The organism is Pseudoclavibacter sp. AY1H1, assembly GCF_002931055.1.
Taxonomy (GTDB): domain Bacteria; phylum Actinomycetota; class Actinomycetes; order Actinomycetales; family Microbacteriaceae; genus Pseudoclavibacter.
In genome coordinates, this window is record NZ_PSXX01000004.1 from 181,994 (window position 1) to 202,368 (window position 20,375).

Consider the following 20,375-nt stretch of genomic DNA (forward strand, 5'->3'; position numbering starts at 1 on the left):
GCCTACCGATGCGTGGCTTGCCTGATATCCCTCACCAAGCGCGGAGTCCGAAAGCGTCGCACCTCTGGCAGCCAGGCCCGGGCCGGGTAGCTCAGCCGCACGACGAAGTAGTTGAGGTACTCGACGGTCCCAAATGCCCATGTGAACAGGACGAGCACCGCGACCAGCCAGGAGCTGGGCCACCAGGCCACGATGCCGACGAGGCCGCCGACGAGCACCGCGAGGTTCAGCCACTTCAGCACCCAGAACGTGCGCGCGAGCCCGACGGGCATCCTTGAGGTGCCGACCCAGCGGCGGGCGAGCAGCCAGTACGAACCACCGTGCAGGAGCACAAGCAGCAGGGGTGCGAGCGCCGACCAGAACGCGGCCACGTCACTGCCCGACGGCAAGATGGGTGGCACGGCCCACACGCCCAGCATCGTGAAGGTCAGGACCGACGCCAGCTCGCCGGTGCCGAGCGAGAAGTACTGGCGGCGGGCCGCGTCGCGCAGCCCGGGCAGCGAACCGCTGGGTCGGGACGGACTCGCCCCGTCGAAGCCCGGCGTCCGACGATCCGTCACCTCGAGCGCCCGACCGAGTTGCCATTGCTGGTGCTGCTGCGCACGACGAGCCTCGTCGGCAGGATGCGGTGCTCCCCGCTCCGCGGCTGCTCGCCTTCGGCGCTCGCGTCGACGCGCCCCACCACCATCTCGACGGCCGCGGATGCGAGCTGCGCCGGGTCCTGCGCGAGGCTTGTGAGCTGCAGGTACGGCAGCTCGGCCTGCTCGGAGTCGTCGAAGCCGACCACGGCCAGGTCCTCGGGAACACGTTTGCCGAGGAGGCGCGCCTGAGCGACGACGCCCTGCGCGCTCCGGTCGTTGAAGGCGACAACCGCGGTGGCGTCCGGGTAGCGCGCCAGCGCCTCCTCGATCACCTTCGCGCCGGCGGCCTCGGAAGCTCCGCCCGCGACGATCGCGACCTGGTCGCCGAGCCCGGCAGCAGCCGTGGCGGTGAGGAACGTAGTCGTGCGCACCTCATCACCCGAGACGCCAGGCGCCCCGAGGTACAGGATGCGCGAGTGCCCGCGCTCGTGCAGGTGCCGCACCGCCAGCTCCATGCCGCGCGCGTCGTCCATGGACACGCTGTCGAACGACGCCGACGAGTACTGGCTGGCGACCGTGACGACGGGGACCTCCTCGGCGATGCGTTCGAGCTGCTCCTCGGGCAGCGACGCTCCGAGCAGGACGAGCCCCTCGACCCGCTCCCCCAGCAGCGCCTCGATCGCATCCGCCTCGCCCCGCCGCTTCGTGACCGCGGCGAGCGACACGTTGTACCCAGCAGACCGGGCCGCGAGCTGGAGCTCGTCGATGAGCTCGCCGTGGAACGGCTGCGCCGCGTGGAAGACGATGCCGACGAGGCGCGAACGGCCCTGCTTGAGCATCCTCGCCCGCTCGTCTCGCCGGTACCCGAGACGGGCCGCGACCTCGAGGACATGCGCGCGAGACTCCGGGCTCGCGCCGGGCACGTCACGCATGACAATCGACACGAGCGGCTGCGAGACGCCAGCCGCGTCGGCGACGTCGCGCATCGTGACGCGCTTGCCGCCGCCCGGTCTCGCCGGGCGGCGGGCGTCTCGTGCGTCAACGTCGCTCATACCTCGATGCTAAAGGCCTCCCGGAACCTGCGGAGCGCGAGGTCGGAGTCACCGGACGCGAAGGCCTCCATCGCGACGACCCCGCGGTAGCCGAGCTCGTCGAGTTCCCGAGCGACCCGCGGGTAGTGGATCTCGCCCGTTCCCGGCTCGCAGCGCCCTGGCACATCCGCGACCTGGATCTCGCCGATGTAGGGCAGCGCGCGCCCACACAGGTCGACGAGGTCACCCTCGCCGACCTGCGCGTGGTAAAGGTCGAGGTTGAGCCGGAGGTGCGGGCTGTCGACCGCAGCGACGAGTGCGATCGTGTCGCTCGCCCGGTTGAACGGCACGCCGGGGTGGTCGACGGCGTGGTTGAGGTTCTCGAGGGTGAACACCTTGCCGTACTCCTCGCCGAGCTTCGCGAGGCGCTCCAGCGTGCGCAGGGCCGCGAGCCAATCAGCCGGAGTGGTGTGCGCGCTCGGACGCACGGGCAGGCCGTTGGCGTCGAGGCCCGTCCCGTGGATCACGAGTCGCGGCACGTCCAGCACCTGGGCCGCCTCGAGCGACTCGCGCGCCGTGGCGACGATCGCGTCGGCCCCGTCCGGGTCGATGAGCTCTCCGCGAATGTACCCAGACATGGAGCCGAACGTCGCGCCGGTCGCGACGAGCGCATCCAGGTCCTTCTCCCACCACCGCCAGATCTCGACCTCGAAGCCGGCCTCATCGATGCGCCGCACCCGCTCCTCGAACGGGAGGTCGAGGAACAGCATCTCCGCGCAGGCGGCGAGCACGAACGGCGACTCGGCGGCGCCCGAACCAGCGCCCGAGCCAGCGCCGGCGACGGCCCCGCTCATCGGACGACCTCGACGGGTGCGCCGGTCTTGACCGACTCGATGCAGGCGAGCGCGATGACCATGGCCTCGAGCGCGGCCTCCGTGCCGGGGCGGGGGCTCTCGACGCCGGCGACGGCGTCGACGAACGCCTGCAGCTCGCCCGTGTAGGCGGCGCGCATGAGCTGCGTGTCGGCACGCACCGTGTCGAAGGACGCGCCCGCCGCGCCATAGAGGCGCAGGCTCGACGCCGCCAGCTCACCCGCGGTCGCCATGCCGGCGCTGCCGAAGACCTCAGCACGGGTGTCGTAACCGTAGGCGGCCGAGAAGTTCGCCTCCGCGGTGGCGATGGCGCCGTTGTCGTAGCGGATCGTGACGACAGCGGTGTCGAGGAGGCCCTTGTCCTTGAAGTCCGGCGCGACGAGCGCATCCGCGACCGCGTAGACCCGGGTGGCGCGGGCGCCCGGGTTGAAGAAGTTGAGGGTGTCGAAGTCGTGGATGAGGGTCTCGAGGAAGATCGTGAACGGCGGGATCGCCGCGGGGTTCGCGAGGCCCGGGTCGCGGGTCACCGAGCGCAGCAGCTGCGGTGTGCCGAGGGCTCCCGCGTCGAGGGCGGAGCGCAGCTCAGGGAACCCGTTGGCGTAGCGGCGGTTGAAGCCGACCTGGAAGATCACGTCGTGGCGCTCGACGGCGGCCTCGACGCGGCGAAGCTCCTCGAGCGAGACACCCGTCGGCTTCTCGCAGAAGATGGCCTTGCCTGCCGCGGCCGCCTGCTCCACGAGCGCCGTGTGGAAGCGGGGCGGGGCCGTGATGACGACCGCGTCGAGGTCTGGACGGGCGAGCAGCTCGGCGATGTCCGTGTACGACTGCTCGACGCCGAGCGTCTCGGCGAGCTTCGCCGCGGCGCCCTCGACGGGGTCGGCGATGGCGATGAGCTCGGCGTTCGGGATGTCGCGGGCGATGAGCGCGGCGTGGTTGCTGCCGATGCGGCCGGCGCCGATGAGCGCGACACGAATGAGGGGGGTCTTGGACATGGTGCTTCTCCTGAGGACGGCGGTGCCGACACGACACTGTGCTGCTGGGTGCGCCCAGCACGCACAGACTATTACGTACTAGCGCTCTGCGTCTAGTACGTATAAGGTTGCCTCCAATCGGCCGGGAGACCCGGCCAGAATCGCGCAGAAATCACCCAGGAGCGCGACGAACCGCGGAGACAAAGGAGTTCTCATCACTTCCACGCATGGGGCATCAGTGTCAGAGACGACCCTGCCCAAACTCACGCCAGGCCCGTACCGCAAGCGGCTCGGACTCATCTCGATCGTCGCCTGCTTCGGCGGACTGCTCTTCGGCTACGACACGGGTGTCATCAACGGCGCGCTGCGCCCCATGGCCGCGGAGATCGGCCTCGATGCCTTCACGGAGGGCGTCGTCACCAGCTCCCTCGTGTTCGCCGCCGCCTTCGGCGCGCTCTTCGGAGGACGCATCTCGGACGCCATCGGCCGCCGCCGCACGATCATCATCCTCGCCGTGCTGTTCTTCCTCGGCACGGTCGTCGTCGTCGCGTCGCCGAACTTCGCGCTGCTCGTCGTGGGGCGCGTCATGCTGGGGCTCGCCGTCGGCGGCGCATCCACCGTCGTACCCGTCTACCTGGCAGAGCTGGCGCCGTTCGAGATCCGCGGTTCGATCACGGGCCGCAACGAGGTCGCGATCGTCACGGGCCAGCTCTCCGCTTTTGTCATCAACGCCATCCTCGGCAACACGCTCAGCCACATCGACGGAGTGTGGCGCATCATGTTCGCCGTCTGCGCGATCCCCGCCATCGCCCTCTTCTTCGGGATGCTGCGCATGCCCGAGTCGCCGCGCTGGCTGGTCGAGAAGGGCCGCCACGCGGACGCACTCACCGTGCTCAAGACGGTGCGCTCCGAGGAGCGCGCGATCGCCGAGCTCGGCGAGGTCGAGCAGGTCGCGAAGGAGGAGCAGACCGAAGCGAAGGTCGGCCTCGGCGCGGTACTCACGAACAAGTGGCTCATCCGCATCCTGCTCATCGGCATCGGCGTCTCCATGATGCAGCAGCTGACGGGCATCAACTCGATCATGTACTACGGCCAGGTGGTGCTCATCGAGTCGGGCTTCGAGGCGGATGCGGCCCTCATCGCGAACATCGCGCCCGGTGTGGTCGCCGTCATCGGCGGGTTCATCGCGCTGTACATGATGGACCGCGTCGACCGCAGAAAGACGTTTGCGATCGGCCTCACACTGACGACGACCTGCCACCTGCTCATCGGCGCCGCTTCCCTGCTGCTCCCGGTCGGCAACCCGGCCCGCCCGTTCGTGATCCTCATCCTCGTCGTCGCATTCGTCGCGTCGATGCAGACCTTCTTGAACGTCGCCGTCTGGGTGTACCTCGCGGAGATCTTCCCGCTGCACATGCGCGGCCTCGGCATCGGCGTGTCCGTGTTCTTCGGCTGGATGACCAACGGCTTCCTGGCGCTCTACTTCCCGAGCCTGATCGCCGGGATGGGCATCAGCGGGGTGTTCTTCCTGTTCGCCGGTATCGGGGCGCTCGCGTTGCTCTTCACGATCACGCAGGTTCCCGAGACCCGCGGGGTGACCCTCGAGAAGCTCGAGGCCGGCGTCACGACGGGGGCCATCCACGTGCTCGGAAAGACCCGCTAGCCACCACAGAATTCACGACTCGGCCGCTTCTGCGAGCGGCCGACCCGCCCGCGGGATCGGCTTCGATCTGGACGTCCGAGCCGACTCCGCGGGCTCTTTCTGTGCGCTGCGCCGACCCCAACACCTCAACCGCGAGAGGTCGGACCTGAGTGCGAGCAGCGGACAATATTCGCGTGCTTTCCGCGACAAACACTGTAAATTTCGGTTAATCATCGGATGAATCGGGGCATTTAGGGGGTTTGGGCCTTTCCCCGCGTTGATTGAAACGATACAGTCAACGGACCACGAGACGAAGGAGTCCCGCCCCTATGGCTGAACGCACACGCCGCCTCCCACTGCTATCGAGCGCCAGTGTTCTCACTGCCGCCTTCATCGGCCTGCCGTTGCTCGCCGCGCCCGCGCAGGCGACAACCAGCCCGATCGACACCCCACCACCCGCGGCTTCCTCCACCGCACAACCCACTGCGACCCCGACCCCCACCGCAAGCGCCTCCCCACTGCCATCGGCGAGCGCGTCCGCGACGACTTCCCCAACACCCGGCCCGCTCGTCTGCGACGACCGGGGCGCACCGTACGACTTCGCCGATACCTCCGAGACCGTCATCGAGGAATCGGAGCTCGGCCTCACCTGGGCGGGCATGTACGTCCTCCAGGACCTCCTGACCCAGGACGATCGCCAATACGTCGGCTTCTACACCGACGACCGCGAGATGGTCATCGCCCAGCGCGCCCTCCGCACCGACGGGACCAGCGCAGGCGATTGGATCTACCAGCCCCTCCCAGAGACGCTCGAATGGGACAGCCACAACTACATCTCGCTGGGCCTCGACCGCGACGGTGCGCTCCACGTCGCCGGCAACATGCACGATGTCGCGCTGAACTACTACCGCACCGATGCATCCGGTGACGTGACGACCCTGACCGCGGTCCCGACCATGGTCGACCCAGCGACAGAAGACTCCGTGACCTACCCGGAGTTCGTCAACCGCAAGGACGGCAGCCTCGTGTTCAGCCACCGAAACGGCGGCTCGGGCTCGGGTGTCACCTACTTCAACCTGTTCGACGAGACGACGCAGTCATGGTCGCGCCTGATCGACCAGCCCCTCTTCGACGGCGCCGGTACGACCGAGAACCCGGAAGGCACCTGGAACTCCTACTATCAGGGCCCCACGTTGGGCCCCGACGGAAAGTTCCACCTGCTCTGGGTCTGGCGAGACACCCCGGACGCCGCCACGAACAGCATGCTCAGCTACGCGAGCAGCGACGACCTCGTGACCTGGCAGGACAGCAAGGGCGAACCGCTCACCACCCCATTCACGTATGGAGCCGGCGACGTCGTCGACCCGATTCCAGACTACGCAGGGCTCCTCAACGGCAACGCGCGTATCGGCTTCACTGCCGACGATGAAGTGCTGATCAGCTACCACAAGTACGACGAAGCGGGGAACTCGCAGGTCTTCACGGCCACGCCAGACCGCACCTCCTCCGACCCAGCCTGGAAGATCGACCAGGTGTCCGACTGGGAGGGGCGATGGAGCTTCGGTGGCGGCGGCAGCCTCGTCTTCGAGGTGCAGATGCTGGGCTCCGAGGTGCTGTCCGACGGCGACGTGCAGGTCAACTACCTGTGCTCAGGCGAGCCGATGAGCATCATCATCGACAGAGATCAGCAGCCGGTGACCCAGGTGTCGACCCCGCCGTACCCGGCGCAGGTCGCAGAGCTCGCCGGCACGTATCCGGGACTGCAGGTGAACGTGCAGCAGGACCGAGGCGGCAACACGGACAATGGCCGATACGTCCTCCGGTGGGAGAGCCTCGGTCAGAACCGCGACCTGCCGCGGGACGAATGGCCAGAAGGTGGATCGACGCTCTCCGTGCTGCTGCTCCGAGCAGCGTCGGAGACTCCGCCGGAGACGATCGACCCCACGGCCACTTCGCAGCCCACGGCGACGGCAACCGCCACCGCGCTGCCGCCGATCTCAGTCCAGCCGACGGAGACGACCGGGACCGGGGGCCAGGGGCCAGGCACGACTCCATCCGCGCCGGGCCCCGCCGAGGCCGACAGCGGTTCCGAGCTCGCAACCACCGGCGCCGACCTGCCGTGGCTCGCCTTCGGGGCCGCCGGTGCGCTGCTCCTGCTCGGTGCGGGACTCCTGGCTCGGAGAAAGAACGCCTGAGCCCGCCGACAACACCTGAAGTCATCACTCAAGAGCGCCCCTCCGCTGGTCTGCGGAGGGGCGCTCCTCTCATCCGCACCCCGAGACGGATCACGCGGGGCGCCACCTCGCGCCACTGGACACCGCGCCCACGTCGAGCTAGCAGACATCGGATGAATGCGGCTACACTCCGATCATGGCAGTCACCGACGGAGCTATCCTGCAGATCAAGGAGATGATCGTCTCCGGCGATCTCGTGCCTGGGTCCAAACTCCCCCCAGAGAAGGAGCTGAGCGATCGACTCGGGTTGTCGCGCAGCTCGCTTCGCGAGGCCGTCAAGGCGCTCGAAGTCATCCGGGTCCTGGATGTGCGGAGGGGCGACGGCACGTACGTCACGAGTCTCGAGCCACGCCTGCTGCTCGAGGCGATGAACTTCGTCGTCGACCTGCACCAGGATGACAGCGTGCTCGAGATCCTCGCAGTGCGACGCATGCTCGAGCCTCAGGCTGCGGCCGTGGCCGCGCGGGAGGCCTCGCCCGAGCAGCTCGAGAACCTCGAGGAGATTCTCCGTGAGATCGGTGACGACACCGAGGTCGAGGGGCTCATCGAGCACGACCTGAAGTTCCATCGCCACATCGTCGAGAGCACCGGGAACAAGTACCTGACGAGCCTCATCGACTCGCTGTCCAGCCGGACCGTGCGGGCCCGCGTCTGGCGCGGCATCACTCAGGCTGGAGCAGTTGCACGGACGATCGACGAGCATCGGGCCATTCTGGACGCGCTCCGCTCAGGAGACGCGGAGCTCACTGCGGCACTCACGCTCGCCCACGTGTCCGGTGTCGAGCGCTGGCTGCGAGACGCTCGATGAGGGTCGCGCTGCACTCGGAGATCAAGCCGGGCGCCATCGAGCGGTATCGCGAAAGCCATGCGGTGATTCCCACCGAGCTCGTTGCGACGTTCGACCGCGTCGGAATCCGCAGCTGGACCATCTACCGCTCAGGGCATCGGCTGTTCCACGACGTGATCTGCGACGACTGGGAAGCGGCGAACGCAGCACTCGACGGAGATGCCGCGAACGCGCGCTGGCAGGAAGACATCGGACGCTTCGTCGAACTGTTCCGAGGCCCCGACGGCGAAGACGGGTACTCGCCGCTCGAATTGATGTGGGATCTCGAGGCTCAGAAGCGGCGCAGCTGACATGAGCGGAGTCCGCGGTTCAGGGCCGGTGGATGCGCACGTGCACGTCTGGGACCGGGCGCGGGTGCGGTTCGACTGGCTCGACGCACTGCCGGACCTCTCCGCGTCGCGACTGCCCGCGGAGTACGACGCTCAGCGAGGCGACGTGCACGCGGCCGTCTTCGTGCAGGCTGGCGCCGCCCCAGAAGACGCACTGACGGAGGCCAGCTGGGTGCAGTCGCTTGCGCCGAAGTGGCCGGCGCTCTCCGGCATCGTCGCGGACGCCGACCTCCTGCGCGGCGTCCCCGCACTCGAGGCACACCTCGACGCCCTCGAGCAGCTCGAGCTCTATCGCGGCGTTCGTCACCTGCTGCAGGACCTCCCCCGTGGCGCCGTGGCGTCAGACGCACTCGTCTCGGGCCTTGGCGTGCTCGCCCGGCGCGGTGCGAGCTTCGATGCCTGCGTGCGCTGGTGGCAGCTCGAGGAGTTGGCGGACGCGGTGTCCCGCGCCGCTTCGCTGCCGGTGATTCTCGACCACGTCGGCAAGCCCCCGCTCGCCGACGACGAGCGCGACGCGAGCTGGGCGTCCTGGGAGCGCGGCCTGCGCAGGCTCGGCGCCCTGCCGAACGTCTCCGTCAAGCTGAGCGGCTTGTCTGCCGAGGCTGGCCCGAGCTCGCAGGCGAGCTTCGCCGCTCGGGTCGGACGAGTCGTCGATACAGCACTGGCTGTCTTCGGCCCAGACCGCTGCATGTTCGGGAGCGACTGGCCGGTGAGTGCCGTCGGCGCCGCCGGACTCACGACAGCCGAGTGGCTGGAGTTCGTACGCGCGCGATTGTCGGACGCCGAGTGGCTGCAGGTCGGGACGGAGACGGCGGCGCGGGCCTATCGACTGCGGCGATGACCTGATGGCGGTGCCAGCCGGCACCGCCATCAGGTCATCGGCGTCAGCGCTCGAATGCTGGAGCAGGAATGAGGCCGAGCCGCTCGAGCTCGAGCCACAGCTCTTCGGGGATGGATGCTCGCAGGTGGCGTGCGTTCTCGCGCACGGCGGCAGCCCGCGAGGTGCCGACGACCACCGTCGAGACTGCAGGGTGGCGGAGGGGGAACTGGATGGCGGCCTGGGGAAGCGTCACCTCGTACCTCTCGCAGACCTGCGCGAGCAGGTCGACGCGTGCGGCGACCTCCTCTGGCACAGCCCCATAGTTGTAGTGCGCATCAGCCGCGCGGGTCGCCGTCGCAAGCAGTCCGGAGTTGAAGACCGCAGCCGTCACCACCCTCACGCCACGCGCGAGGCAACGAGGCAGCAGCTCGCTGGCTGCTGGCTGCTCGAGCAACGTGTAGCGGCCGGCGATCATGACCACGTCGATGTCGCTCTCTTCGACGGCCCGGAGCGCCGCACCGACGTCGTTGACGCCGATGCCGACCTCCGCGACGACACCCTGCTCGCGCAGCTCCACAAGAGCAGGCAGCCCTTGGGAGATGCCGGCGTCGAGGTCATAGACGTCGGGGTCGTGGAGGTAGGCCACATCGACCCGGTCGACGCCCATCCGCTCGAGCGACTCATGGAGACTTCGCTCGACGCCCGACCTCGACGGGTCGAACCGGCGGATGCGGTCGGCGGGCACAGCGAACCCATCGGCTTCGTCTGTCCCGCCATCGAAATCCGGGTTGGGCACCAGTAGACGCCCCACTTTCGTGGAGAGCACGTACTCGTCCGCAGGAAGGCCGGACAGGAACGCCCCGAGCCTTCGCTCGGACAACCCGAGCCCGTAGTGCGGCGCCGTGTCGTAGACCCGAACGCCTTCGTCCCATGCCGCCGCGAGAGCCGCACGGGCCTGCTCGTCGCTGACCTCCCGGTAGAGATTGCCGAGAGAGGCGGCCCCGAAGCCCAGCCGGTCGATCACGCGACCACGACCGGCTCTGAGGAGAACGCGTAGTCGATGAGGGTCTGCGAGAGCATCTCCGTTCCGGCGCCGGGGGCGAGCGGGGTGACGTAGTGCCCGTCTTCGAGGACAGTCGGGCTCACGAAGTGCTCGTGCAGGTGATCGACGAACTCGATCATCCGATTCTCCATCGTGCCGCTCACGGCGACGAAGTCGAACATAGAGAGGTGCTGCACAGCCTCGCAGAGCCCCACTCCGCCCGCGTGCGGGCAGACACGCACGCCGAACTTCGCGGCGAGCAGGAGGTTCGCGATGTTCTCGTTGACGCCTCCGACACGGCTCGCGTCGATCTGCATGACCTGCATGCCATCGGCCTGCAGGAACTGCTTGAACATGACCCGGCTGTGCGCGTGCTCGCCGGTGGCGACGGGGATGGGTGCGATGGCGCGGGAGATGGCGGCGTGCGCGAGGACGTCGTCCGGGCTGGTCGGCTCCTCCACCCAGGCGATCCCGTAGGGAACGAGCGCGGTGATCCACTCGATGGCATCCCGCGTGTCCCAACGCTGGTTCGCGTCGATCGCGATGGGAAAGTCGGGGCCGCAGATCTCGCGGGCGATGCGCATCCGCCGGATGTCGTCATCCAGGTCTCCGCCCACCTTGAGCTTGATCTGCGGGAAGCCGTCGTCGAGCGCCTCCCTGCAGAGTCGCGCAAGCTTCTCATCGGAGTAGCCGAGCCATCCGGGGGTCGTCGTGTAGGCCGGGTAGCCCGTGCGCAGGAGGGTCGCCTCCCGCTCTGCTCTTCCCGGTTCGGAGGCTCGAAGGATCTGCAGCGCATCCTCGCGGGTCAACGCGTCGGACAGGTAGCGGAAATCGACCAGCTGCACGAGCTCTTCTGGCGACATGCGCGACAGGAGCCGCCAGAGCGGCTCACCGGCGCGCTTGGCCTTGAGATCCCACAGGGCGTTGACGACGGCGCCGATGGCCATGTGCATGACGCCCTTCTCGGGGCCGAGCCAGCGCAGCTGGGAGTCGTACACGAACCCTCGGTAGGTGGCGCCCATATCGGCGAGCAGCTCTTCGACGTCCCGCCCGATGAGGTACTGCTCGAGCGACCGGATGGCGGCCACCTGCACGTCGTTGCCGCGGCCGATCGTGAAGGCGAACGCGTGGCCCGCGAGGCCGTCTGCGGCGTCGGTCTCGATCACCGCATACGCCGCCGAGTAGTCGGGGTCGAGATTCATCGCGTCGGTGCCGTCAGCGGTCAGAGACGTCGGGAACCGGACGTCGACAGTCGTCAGTGACTGAACTTTGCTCATTGTTCCTCCTTGCCGAGAACTGTAAACATCGGATCAATACCGCGTCAAGTGTTACAGTAGCCGCGTCGTAGGCCCTCAGAGGTCGTAATCTTCAGATGTTTGGAGCGTATGTATGCGTTTTCTTCGATTGGGTGACGAGGGGGCAGAGATCCCCGTCCTTCGCGCGGCCGGCACGGACTTCGACCTGCGAGGGGTCACCGAAGACCTCGACGGCGGGTTCTTCGAGCACGGTGGCATCGCTCGCGTCCGAGCGGCGCACGAGGCCGGGGAGCTCCCCGAGCTCGACGGAGCAGAAGCACTCCGCGTGGGCACTCCCGTCGCGCGCCCATCGGCGATCATCTGCGTCGGGATGAACTACGCAGCCCACGCCGCAGAGTCAGGCGCCGCACCCCCGAGCGACGTCGTCATGTTCCTCAAGACACCCAACACGGCCTCCGGGCCGTTCGACGACGTGCCCCTGCCGCGGGGCTCAAAGAAGTCGGACTGGGAGGTCGAGCTCGGCGTCGTCATCTCGAAGCGCGTCAGCTACCTCGAGAGCAGCGACGAAGCACTGGATGCGGTCGCCGGCTTCCTCATCGGCAACGACCTCTCCGAGCGGGCCTGGCAGCTCGAAGCCCCGGGTGGGCAATGGAGCAAGGGCAAGTCGGCCCCTCGGTTCTCGCCGCTCGGGCCTGAGCTGGTGACTCCGGACGAAGTCGACTTCCGAGCACTGCGCCTTCGCAGCTTCGTCAACGGCGAGCCGAGGCAGGACTCCTCGACAGCCGACATGATCTTCGATGTCCCGCACATCATCTGGACACTGAGCCAATACCTCACGCTCGAGCCGGGCGATGTCGTCCTCACGGGCACTCCGGAAGGGGTCGCTCTTTCCGGACGGTTCCCGTATCTGCAGGTCGGCGACGTGGTCGAGCTCAGCATCGATGGCCTCGGAACGCAGCGGCAGGTGATCGTGTGAGCGGATCCATGCAGGGGCTTGTCGCGATCGTGACCGGCGGCGCCTCTGGGATCGGCGCCGCGATCGTGACGCGACTCCAGGAAGCTGGGGCGATCGCCGTGCCGTTCGATCTCGCGCCGAGCGAGGGAGGCGCCGTCGTCGACATCGGCGACGACGCGGCTGTGCGGGCGGGCGTGGAGTGGGTCGTCGAACAGCACGGGCGGGTCGACATCGTCGTCAACAATGCCGGCATCAGCACGGTCGGGACGATCGAGACCAACTCCGACGAAGAGTGGCACCGCGCGTTCGACATCAACGTGCTCGGGGCTGTGAGGGTCACGCGAGCCGCGTTGCCACATCTGCGTCGCTCGCCCAGCGCAGCGGTGGTGAACACCTGCTCGATCGCATCGACTGCAGGTCTCCCACAGCGCGCGGTCTACGGAGCGACGAAGGGAGCGCTCCTGGCACTGACGCTGCAGATGGCCGCGGATCACCTCGCCGACGGGGTACGCGTGAACGCAGTGAACCCGGGCACCGCGGACACACCGTGGGTTCAGCGGCTGCTCGCCGACTCCGCCGATCCCGACGCGGCGCGCGCCGCGCTCGAGGCGAGGCAGCCACAGGGCAGATTGGTGGACGCCGACGAGGTCGCCGAGGCCGTGGCCTACCTCGCGAGTCCGGCCGCACGTTCGACAACGGGCACGAGCCTCGCGGTCGACGGCGGGATGGCCGGACTCCGCGTGTCGCCTGCTGCGAGTTGAACCGATGTTTACCCGCATTCCATCCATTGAATTGACTCAAACTCACTCTTGACCATCTAAACATCGGATGATTAGATCGCCTCAGGCGAAGCTTCGGGGCCGCACGCCCCAACATCGCAACATCAAAGGAGATAACGATGAAGAGACGCACGAAGACTGCCGCCGCCGTCCTGGCAATCGGGTCGCTGGCCCTCGCAGGATGCGCGTCGGGAGACTCTGCCGAATCCGCTGACGGGCTCGTCTGGTCGATGTGGATCGGATCCACGGAAGACCAGACAGCCTGGCAGGCCGTCGGCGAAGCAGGAGCCGCCGCCTCAGGGGTGAACGTGACCTTGCAGGGAGCACCATTCGCCGACTACTGGACGAAGCTGTCCACGCAGCTCGGCACCTCCGCCGCCCCGTGCATCGTCTCGATGCAGAGCCTCCGCATCAACCAGTTCAACAGCGGCCTCCTGCCGCTCGACGACCTCATCGCCGGCTCCGACATCGACCTCGCCGAATTCGACCAGGGCGCGCTCGACGCGATGCAGGTCGACGGCCAGCAGTACGCGATTCCCTACGACACAGGCCCCATGGTGCTCTTCTACAACAAGGACGCCTTCGCCGCGGCGGGCGTCGCCGACCCGGCTCCCGGCTGGACCGCAGACGAGTTCGATGCGGCCACCGCGAAGCTCAAGGACGCCGGCCAGGTGGGCTTCGCATCGACGGTCGAGGACCTCTTCCTCGAGAGCAGCGTGCTCGCCTACAACGGAGGCCGCGTCCTCGATGAGAACGGCGAGTTCACCTTCGACGACTCAGCCTTCGGCGAGGGAGTCGAATGGATCGCGGAAGCCGTCCAGGACGGCCGCGCGACAGTCGCCAACGGACCGGACAACACCGCGGACGACAACGCCTTCGTGAACGGCTCAGCCGCCTCCGTCGTCGGAGGCCCGTGGCTGCTGCTCGACTTCAACGCGAAGACGGACTTCGAGATCGGCGTCGCGACGCTGCCCGCCGGCCCGAACGGCGGAGGCACCTTCTCGGCCGGCAGCGGCTTCGGCATCTCCTCGGAGTGCGCAGACCCGGAAGCCGCCCTCTCTGCCATCGCAGGCATGACCTCCGAGGAGGTGCTGACCTCGCTCGCTGAGCAGGGCCGCGCCTTCCCGGCACGCACCGCCGCGCAGCAGGTGTGGTTCGACAACGCCGGCATCGACGGCCTCCAGGAGGCCATGGATGCGGCGCTCGAGACGGCGATCCCTCTCCCGGGTTCCGCGAAGGGCGACCAGTTCAACCAGCTGCTCGTCCAGTACGGGCCGCAGATGGTGAACGGCGACAAGCCGGCGGATGAAGTCCTGCCCGAGATCGCGACGCAGCTCGGATCATGACGCTCACCACTGAACCGGAGGCGACGACGCCCGCGGTTCCCTTGACCACCGAGGCGAAGCGAGAGCCGGCGCCGCCGCGCAGGCAGCGCCCGAACCTGTGGGGGCCGGCATTCGCTGCCCCCCACGCGATCGGGCTCGGGCTCTTCACCTTGACCCCCATCGTCATCGCGCTCGTCATGAGCTTCCACGACTGGCCGATGATCGGCAGCCCGACGTTCACCGGCATGGACAACTTCCAGCGCCTGTTCGCTGACGAGACCTTCAGGGCCGCGTTCGGCAACACGCTCCTCTTCGTCGTCCTCTACCTTCCGCTGAACCTCATCGTCTCGATGGGCATGGCCGCATGGCTGTCACCGCGCATCAAGGGACGCCAGTTCTTCAGGGTGCTGTTCTTCCTGCCGACCGTCACGCCGATCGTCGCCAACGCGGTCGTCTGGCGTCTCATCTACGAGCCCGGCGGCACGCTCGACGCGACGTCGCAGACGCTCTTCGGGATCGAGCTGCCGAACTTCCTGGCCGATCCCAACTGGGCCATGGCCGCGATCGTCGTCATGAGTGTGTGGCAGGGGTTCGGCTACAACATGCTGGTGTTCTCGGCTGCCCTCGACTCGGTGCCCGAGAACCAGATCGAAGCCGCACAGCTCGACGGCGCCAACCCCTGGACGATCTTCTGGCGCATCCAGTTGCCCTTGATCTCGCCGTCGGTGTTCTTCGCCACGATCATGACGCTCATCACGTCGTTCCAGGTCTTCATCCAGCCCTACATCCTCACCAAGGGAGGGCCCGGAACCTCGACGCTGACGCTCGTGCAGTTCATCTACAACCAGGGCTTCACGTTCCAGCAGCTCGGGCTCGCCGCCGCAGCCGGCTGGGTGCTGTTCATCATGATCCTGGTCATCACCGCCGTGCAGTTCATCGGCCAGAAGAAGTGGGTGCACTATGAGTAGCGGCACCACCCAGGTCCGACGCAGGGCCGCAGTTCCGAGTCGAGCAGGTCAGCGCATCCGTTCCGCCATCGGCTACGTGCTGCTCGGGATCGTCACGCTCATCTTCATCTCGCCGCTTCTCGTGATGATCGGGTCATCTCTCAAGAAGCCGAACGAGATCTTCTCCACTCCCCCGAGCCTCTTCGGCTCGACCCTCGAATGGGGCAACTTCGTCGAGGTCTTCGAGTACGCCCCCTTCGGCCAGTACCTGATGAACGGCATGATCGTCGCCGTGCTCGGGACCGCGCTCACGCTCGCGGTCGCCGCGCTCTCCGGCTACGCGTTCTCTCGGCTCAAGTGGAAGGGTCGCGGCGCCACGTTCGCCGTGTTCCTGGCGACCATGATGCTCCCGCAGGAGGTCATCATCGTGCCGGCATTCGTGCTCATGCGCTCGCTGGGGTGGGTGAACTCGTACGAGGCGCTCATCATCCCCTGGGCGTTCACCGCGCTCGGTGCCTTCCTGCTCCGCCAGTTCTACATGACGGTGCCGCAGGAGCTCGAAGACGCAGCCCGCCTCGATGGCGCCGGAACGGTGACGATCTTCTTCCGCATCATGCTGCCCCTCTCCCGGTCCACGCTCGCCGTGCTCGCGGTCTTCACCTTCATCACGTATTGGAACTCGTTCCTGTGGCCACTCATCATCGTCAACGATGTGAGCGCCCTCGGGACGATCCCGCTCGGACTCCAGCAGTTCTTCGGCCAGCAGGGTACCCAGTGGCATCTGCTCATGGCGGCGTCCGTCATCTCGATGCTCCCGACGAGCGTCCTGCTCGTGGCGCTGCAGAAGCACCTCGTCCGAGGTGTCGTCACGTCCGGCATGGGCGGCCGCTGACTGCGACTCCCGTCACCCACCGACGGCCCTCCCCCACCCCAACCAGGCAACAGCAACCGCTTCAGAGAGGAAGCCGCTTCCCATGGCAATGTTCAAGTCAGAGCCCGTCCGCCCAGAGGCCTACAAGAAGTTCGAACGCGAGACACCCGAGTGGTACCAGGATGCGAAGCTCGGCATCTTCGTGCACTGGGGACCGTACTCGGTGCCGGCCTGGGCCGAGCCGATCGGTCCGCTCGGGACGTTCGACGAGGAGTACTGGTTCCGGCACAACCCCTACGCCGAGTGGTACTACAACACGGTTCGCATCGAGGGCAGCACGGCGCACCAGCATCAGCAGGAGGTGTTCGACGGTGCCCCGTATGACGCGTTCATCGACCTGTGGAAGGCGGAGAACTTCGATGCGGGGGCGGTCATGGACCTCGTGAAGTCGACCGGGGCTCGCTACTTCGTCCCCACCACGAAGCACCATGACGGCGTGGCGCTGTGGGACGCTCCGGGAACCGGCGACCGCAACACCGTGCAGCGCGGCCCCCACCGCGATCTCGTCGCGGAGTTCAAGGACGCCGCCGAGGCTCGCGGCGTGAGGTTCGGCGTCTACTACTCGGGCGGACTCGACTGGCACTTCACCGACGCTGCCGTCATCGATGGCCCCATCGAGGGAGACCGACGCCCCGTCGACAAGGAGTACGCCGACTACGCGCACGACCACGTCGTGGACCTCATCGAGAAGTATCAGCCTGAGGTGCTGTGGGGCGACATCGAGTGGCCGGACGCTGGCAAGGCGCCAGGCGAGAAGAGCCTGGTCAACATCTTTGAGAAGTTCTACGCGAGCCGTCCGGATGGGGTCTCGAACGACCGGTGGGGCGAGACCCACTGGGACTTCCGGACCAGCGAGTACGAGCAGGGACGCGCCCAGGAAGGTGACGGCGCCTGGGAGAACTGCCGCGGCGTCGGGTTCTCGTTCGGGCACAACACGCTGGAGGACGAGTCGAACTCGCTCAGCGGCGTCGACGCGATTCGGAACTTCGTCGACATCGTGTCCCGTGGCGGCAACTTCCTCCTGAACATCGGGCTCACGGCCTCAGGCGAGGTGCCAGAGCTGCAGCGGCACACGCTCGAGGTGCTCGGGGCCTGGAACGCGGTGCACGGAGAGGCCGTCTTCGGCTCACGTCCGCTGGATTCGATACTCGGCGCAGAGAGCGGCACTCCGTGGGTGCGTTGGACGCGCACGGGTGGCATCGCGAACGCCTTCGTGGATCTGCCTGTCGGCGAGACCGTCATCCTCGAGGCACTGTCCGATCGGCTCGACCTCGCGGGGGCGGAGGTCGTCGGCGCGACCTCCCGCGTTGACGGTGACACGGTGACGCTCGTGCGCGCAGACGGTGCCGTCGAAGGCCTCGTTCGCGTCTCCTTCCCGATCCGCGGCGACGTCGAAGCGTAGGTATCGACGTCGGAAACCACGACGCCGCCCGAAGCTGTCATCGCGACAGCCTCGGGCGGCGTCGTGGTTTCCGCCGTCACCTGCTGCCGCGCCGTGCCACCGAATGCCGAGGTCGTGCGCCGAAGGTCAGCCTCCAGCGTCAGCTGTTCGACGACTCCCCATCGACGACCGCGGTGACGCGGTCGAGGTACAGCGAGACGAGCTTCGCCTCCTGCGGGGAGAGATCCTCGGAGAGGCTGCGGATCTGGCCGGAGACGGGGTCGATCTCGTCGGCGTCGAGGTCGGTGTCGACCGGAACGATCATCTTGCGTCGACGGTCATCCGGGTCCGGCGCCGTTCGCACGAGGCCCGATTCGGTGAGGCGCTGCACGAGCATCGTCGCCGACGCGCTCGTGACGTCGAGCCAGTCGGCCAGCTCGCCAGGGCTCGTTCGCTTCCCCTCACCGGTTCGCTCGAGGATGAACCGCATCGCGGACCGGTGGGTCTCGCTCAGCTCACCGGTCGCCTGGCGGCGCCGCCCGAGGCGCGCCTCCGCTCGGCGCAGCTCGTCGACGGCCTCAGAGGCCTCGTCCCCTGGAGTCGCGGAGGGGCGCTCACGGGTCGTCGAGTTCTGTTCGCGGTTCCTTGAGACGTCAGTCATGAGCTGTGGTCACCGACCCGATCAGAGGAACGCGGAGACGGCGGCGATGCAGCCGACGCTGAGCGTCGCACCGATGACGGACAGGGCGAGAAACTCCTTCGGGAGCGTGCGTCGCTGGTAGGCGTCCCAGTAGCGGTCCGAAGTGGAGCGCTTGGCTGACTTCTCAGAGGCGGAGGTGGGAGCGAGGGAAGTCATGTAGTTAGCCTAGCTACGTTCACGGAGGGCAACAAGGTGAGAACTCCCCACCCCGAGTGCGAACTGCAGCTCGAACCAGAACGAGCCACCGGCGCGTCAAGCACCGGTGGCTCGCTTCCGCAGCAGTCTTCAGAAGAGCTGGTACGCACCGATCAGGCCGCCCACGATGAGCATCACGAGCGCCACGAGGATGCCCCGCACGATGACCTTCTTGAAGTGGTCTCCGAGGTTGACGTTCGCAAGCCCGATAAGCAGCAAGAAGGAAGCCACGAGTGGGCTGGACTGATGCAGCGCCTGTCCAACGAGCCCAGCGCGCGCCATCTCGACGGGAGCGATCCCGTAGTGGCTCGCCGTCTCCGCGAGGATCGGAAGCACTCCGAAGTAGAACGCGTCGTTGGTCATGATGAACGTGAGCGGGATGCTGAGCAGCCCCGCGATGACGGGCATGAACGATCCCATCCAGTCCGGGATGATCGAGACGAGCCACGCGGCCATCTCGGTGATCATGCCGGTGCCGTTCATGATGCCGGTGAGGACGGATGCGGCGAAGACCATGCCGACGACGCTGATCACACTGTCGGCGTGAGCTTTGATCTGCGCGGACTGTTCCTTGATCTTCGGGAAGTTCACGACAAGGGCGATACCGGCGGCGGCCATGAAGATAACGGCCGGCTCGACGACATCCATGACAAGCAGCGTCATGACGGCCAGGGTGAGGACGAGGTTGAACCAGATCAGCCTCGGACGTGCGTTGGGGCGGGTCTGGATGGTGCCGGTCTCCGTGACCTCACGAGCGAAGTCGTTCTCGATGACCACCGATGAGCCCGTCTTGGGCATTCCCTCTGCGGCGGCGATGCTGTGCACGAGCTGCCGGCTGGAGTTCTTGTCGACTGAGGGTGACACGCCGCCGCCTTCGCCGGGCAGGGACAGCCTGCCGATGCGCTTGCGCTCGGAACGGCCCAGGAAGTATGCGAGGACCAGCACGGTGACGACGCCCGCGAAGATCGCAGGGGCCATGGGGACGAAGATGTCGATCGGCGACACCCCAAGGGCCGCCGCGGCGCGAGCAGTCGAACCGCCCCACGGCACTGTGTTGAGGACACCGTTGGAAAGTGCCGCGACGACGGTGAGCACGACAGGGCTGAGCCCAAGACGCAGGTAGAGAGGCAGAAACGCCGAGGTGACGATGATGAAGGTAGTGGAGCCATCCCCATCGAGCGAGACGATGCTCGTCAGCAGCGCGGTCCCGATGACCAGACGCACCGGATCGTCCTTCACGAAGCGCAGGATGAGTCGGATCAGTGGGTCAAAGAGGCCGACGTCGATCATCGTCCCAAAGAAGATGATTGCGAAGAACAGCAGTGCCGCGGTTGGTGCGAGCTTGAGCAAAGACTCGATCACCATGTCACCCATGCCGAGGCCAGCCCCAGTGAACGCCCCGAAGATCAGGGGGACGAGGATGAGCGTGGCGATGGGGGTCGCCCTCTTGCTCATCACGAGGTACATGAAGACGGCGATCATCAGAAAGCCGAGGACTACGAGCATCGTTGCTCCTCATTGTCGATACGGGGACTCT

General features: G+C 67.3%; 19 protein-coding genes and 1 pseudogene. 11 read left to right on the plus strand and 9 right to left on the minus strand.

Features of this window, described 5'->3' with window-relative positions; genetic code table 11:
* Nucleotides 1–2: 2 nt before the first annotated feature.
* From C5E05_RS09030 to C5E05_RS09045, 4 genes are read right to left on the minus strand one after another with little or no spacing between them, the layout of a single operon-like run.
* Entirely contained in the window at nucleotides 3–560 is a 558-nt protein-coding gene (locus tag C5E05_RS09030) for a hypothetical protein (RefSeq protein ID WP_258064821.1), read from the minus strand.
* Complete coding sequence (locus C5E05_RS09035) at nucleotides 557–1,633, minus strand: LacI family DNA-binding transcriptional regulator (protein WP_104341741.1); 1,077 nt, start codon at nucleotides 1,631–1,633, stop codon at nucleotides 557–559. Before C5E05_RS09035 ends, C5E05_RS09030 begins: the two co-directional genes overlap by 4 nt.
* A complete protein-coding gene (locus C5E05_RS09040; protein WP_104341742.1) occupies nucleotides 1,630–2,466 on the minus strand; it encodes a TIM barrel protein in 837 nt (278 codons plus the stop codon). The genes C5E05_RS09035 and C5E05_RS09040 overlap by 4 nt, the downstream gene beginning before the upstream one ends.
* Complete coding sequence (locus C5E05_RS09045) at nucleotides 2,463–3,476, minus strand: Gfo/Idh/MocA family oxidoreductase (protein WP_104239909.1); 1,014 nt, start codon at nucleotides 3,474–3,476, stop codon at nucleotides 2,463–2,465. The genes C5E05_RS09040 and C5E05_RS09045 overlap by 4 nt, the downstream gene beginning before the upstream one ends.
* Nucleotides 3,477–3,600: 124 nt before the next feature.
* Here C5E05_RS09045 and C5E05_RS09050 point away from each other — a divergent pair.
* The 5 genes and pseudogenes from C5E05_RS09050 to C5E05_RS09070 form a co-directional block, all read left to right on the plus strand.
* Nucleotides 3,601–5,118, plus strand: a pseudogene (locus C5E05_RS09050) (sugar porter family MFS transporter); the annotation flags it as partial.
* 308 nt (nucleotides 5,119–5,426) lie between these two features.
* Nucleotides 5,427–7,292, plus strand: a complete 1,866-nt coding sequence (locus C5E05_RS09055; RefSeq protein ID WP_181059480.1) for a BNR-4 repeat-containing protein — start codon at nucleotides 5,427–5,429, stop codon at nucleotides 7,290–7,292.
* A gap of 175 nt (nucleotides 7,293–7,467) precedes the next feature.
* Nucleotides 7,468–8,139: a FadR/GntR family transcriptional regulator gene (locus tag C5E05_RS09060; RefSeq protein WP_104239911.1), complete on the plus strand. Its 672-nt coding sequence runs from the start codon at nucleotides 7,468–7,470 to the stop codon at nucleotides 8,137–8,139.
* Nucleotides 8,136–8,468 carry an L-rhamnose mutarotase gene (locus C5E05_RS09065; protein WP_104341744.1) on the plus strand — a complete coding sequence of 111 codons (333 nt, stop codon included), beginning with the start codon at nucleotides 8,136–8,138 and terminating at the stop codon, nucleotides 8,466–8,468. The genes C5E05_RS09060 and C5E05_RS09065 overlap by 4 nt, the downstream gene beginning before the upstream one ends.
* 1 nt (nucleotide 8,469) lies before the next feature.
* A complete protein-coding gene (locus C5E05_RS09070; protein ID WP_104341745.1) occupies nucleotides 8,470–9,348 on the plus strand; it encodes an amidohydrolase in 879 nt (292 codons plus the stop codon).
* A 43-nt stretch (nucleotides 9,349–9,391) separates the two neighbouring features.
* Here the strand turns inward: C5E05_RS09070 and C5E05_RS09075 are convergent, their stop codons facing one another.
* On the minus strand, nucleotides 9,392–10,351 hold the full coding sequence (locus C5E05_RS09075) for an aldo/keto reductase (protein ID WP_104341746.1): 960 nt from the start codon (nucleotides 10,349–10,351) through the stop codon (nucleotides 9,392–9,394).
* The gene (locus C5E05_RS09080) at nucleotides 10,348–11,646 is read right to left on the minus strand and encodes an enolase C-terminal domain-like protein (protein ID WP_104239915.1); all 1,299 of its coding nucleotides are present in this window, start codon (nucleotides 11,644–11,646) and stop codon (nucleotides 10,348–10,350) included. The genes C5E05_RS09075 and C5E05_RS09080 overlap by 4 nt, the downstream gene beginning before the upstream one ends.
* A gap of 112 nt (nucleotides 11,647–11,758) precedes the next feature.
* On the opposite strand from C5E05_RS09080, the gene C5E05_RS09085 reads away from it, so the two are divergent.
* From C5E05_RS09085 to C5E05_RS09110, 6 genes are all read left to right on the plus strand, one after another.
* Nucleotides 11,759–12,601 carry a fumarylacetoacetate hydrolase family protein gene (locus tag C5E05_RS09085; protein WP_104239916.1) on the plus strand — a complete coding sequence of 281 codons (843 nt, stop codon included), beginning with the start codon at nucleotides 11,759–11,761 and terminating at the stop codon, nucleotides 12,599–12,601.
* A gap of 8 nt (nucleotides 12,602–12,609) precedes the next feature.
* A complete protein-coding gene (locus C5E05_RS09090; RefSeq protein ID WP_104239965.1) occupies nucleotides 12,610–13,341 on the plus strand; it encodes an SDR family NAD(P)-dependent oxidoreductase in 732 nt (243 codons plus the stop codon).
* A 137-nt stretch (nucleotides 13,342–13,478) separates the two neighbouring features.
* Nucleotides 13,479–14,705 (plus strand): ABC transporter substrate-binding protein, encoded by a 1,227-nt coding sequence (locus C5E05_RS09095; RefSeq protein ID WP_104307327.1) that lies wholly within the window; start codon nucleotides 13,479–13,481, stop codon nucleotides 14,703–14,705.
* The gene (locus C5E05_RS09100) at nucleotides 14,702–15,652 is read left to right on the plus strand and encodes a carbohydrate ABC transporter permease (protein ID WP_104239918.1); all 951 of its coding nucleotides are present in this window, start codon (nucleotides 14,702–14,704) and stop codon (nucleotides 15,650–15,652) included. Before C5E05_RS09095 ends, C5E05_RS09100 begins: the two co-directional genes overlap by 4 nt.
* Nucleotides 15,645–16,523 carry a carbohydrate ABC transporter permease gene (locus C5E05_RS09105; protein WP_104341747.1) on the plus strand — a complete coding sequence of 293 codons (879 nt, stop codon included), beginning with the start codon at nucleotides 15,645–15,647 and terminating at the stop codon, nucleotides 16,521–16,523. The genes C5E05_RS09100 and C5E05_RS09105 overlap by 8 nt, the downstream gene beginning before the upstream one ends.
* A gap of 82 nt (nucleotides 16,524–16,605) precedes the next feature.
* Nucleotides 16,606–17,964 carry an alpha-L-fucosidase gene (locus C5E05_RS09110; RefSeq protein ID WP_104341748.1) on the plus strand — a complete coding sequence of 453 codons (1,359 nt, stop codon included), beginning with the start codon at nucleotides 16,606–16,608 and terminating at the stop codon, nucleotides 17,962–17,964.
* Between the two features lie 139 nt (nucleotides 17,965–18,103).
* Here the strand turns inward: C5E05_RS09110 and C5E05_RS09115 are convergent, their stop codons facing one another.
* The 3 genes from C5E05_RS09115 to C5E05_RS09120 all read right to left on the minus strand — a co-directional run bounded on the left by C5E05_RS09115 (nucleotide 18,104) and on the right by C5E05_RS09120 (nucleotide 20,344).
* Complete coding sequence (locus tag C5E05_RS09115; protein WP_104239921.1) at nucleotides 18,104–18,604, minus strand: MarR family winged helix-turn-helix transcriptional regulator; 501 nt, start codon at nucleotides 18,602–18,604, stop codon at nucleotides 18,104–18,106.
* Between the two features lie 21 nt (nucleotides 18,605–18,625).
* Complete coding sequence (locus C5E05_RS20125; RefSeq protein WP_181058150.1) at nucleotides 18,626–18,799, minus strand: hypothetical protein; 174 nt, start codon at nucleotides 18,797–18,799, stop codon at nucleotides 18,626–18,628.
* A 129-nt stretch (nucleotides 18,800–18,928) separates the two neighbouring features.
* Nucleotides 18,929–20,344, minus strand: coding sequence for a CitMHS family transporter (locus C5E05_RS09120; protein WP_104239922.1), 1,416 nt, complete (start codon nucleotides 20,342–20,344; stop codon nucleotides 18,929–18,931).
* Between the last annotated feature and the right edge of the window lie 31 nt (nucleotides 20,345–20,375).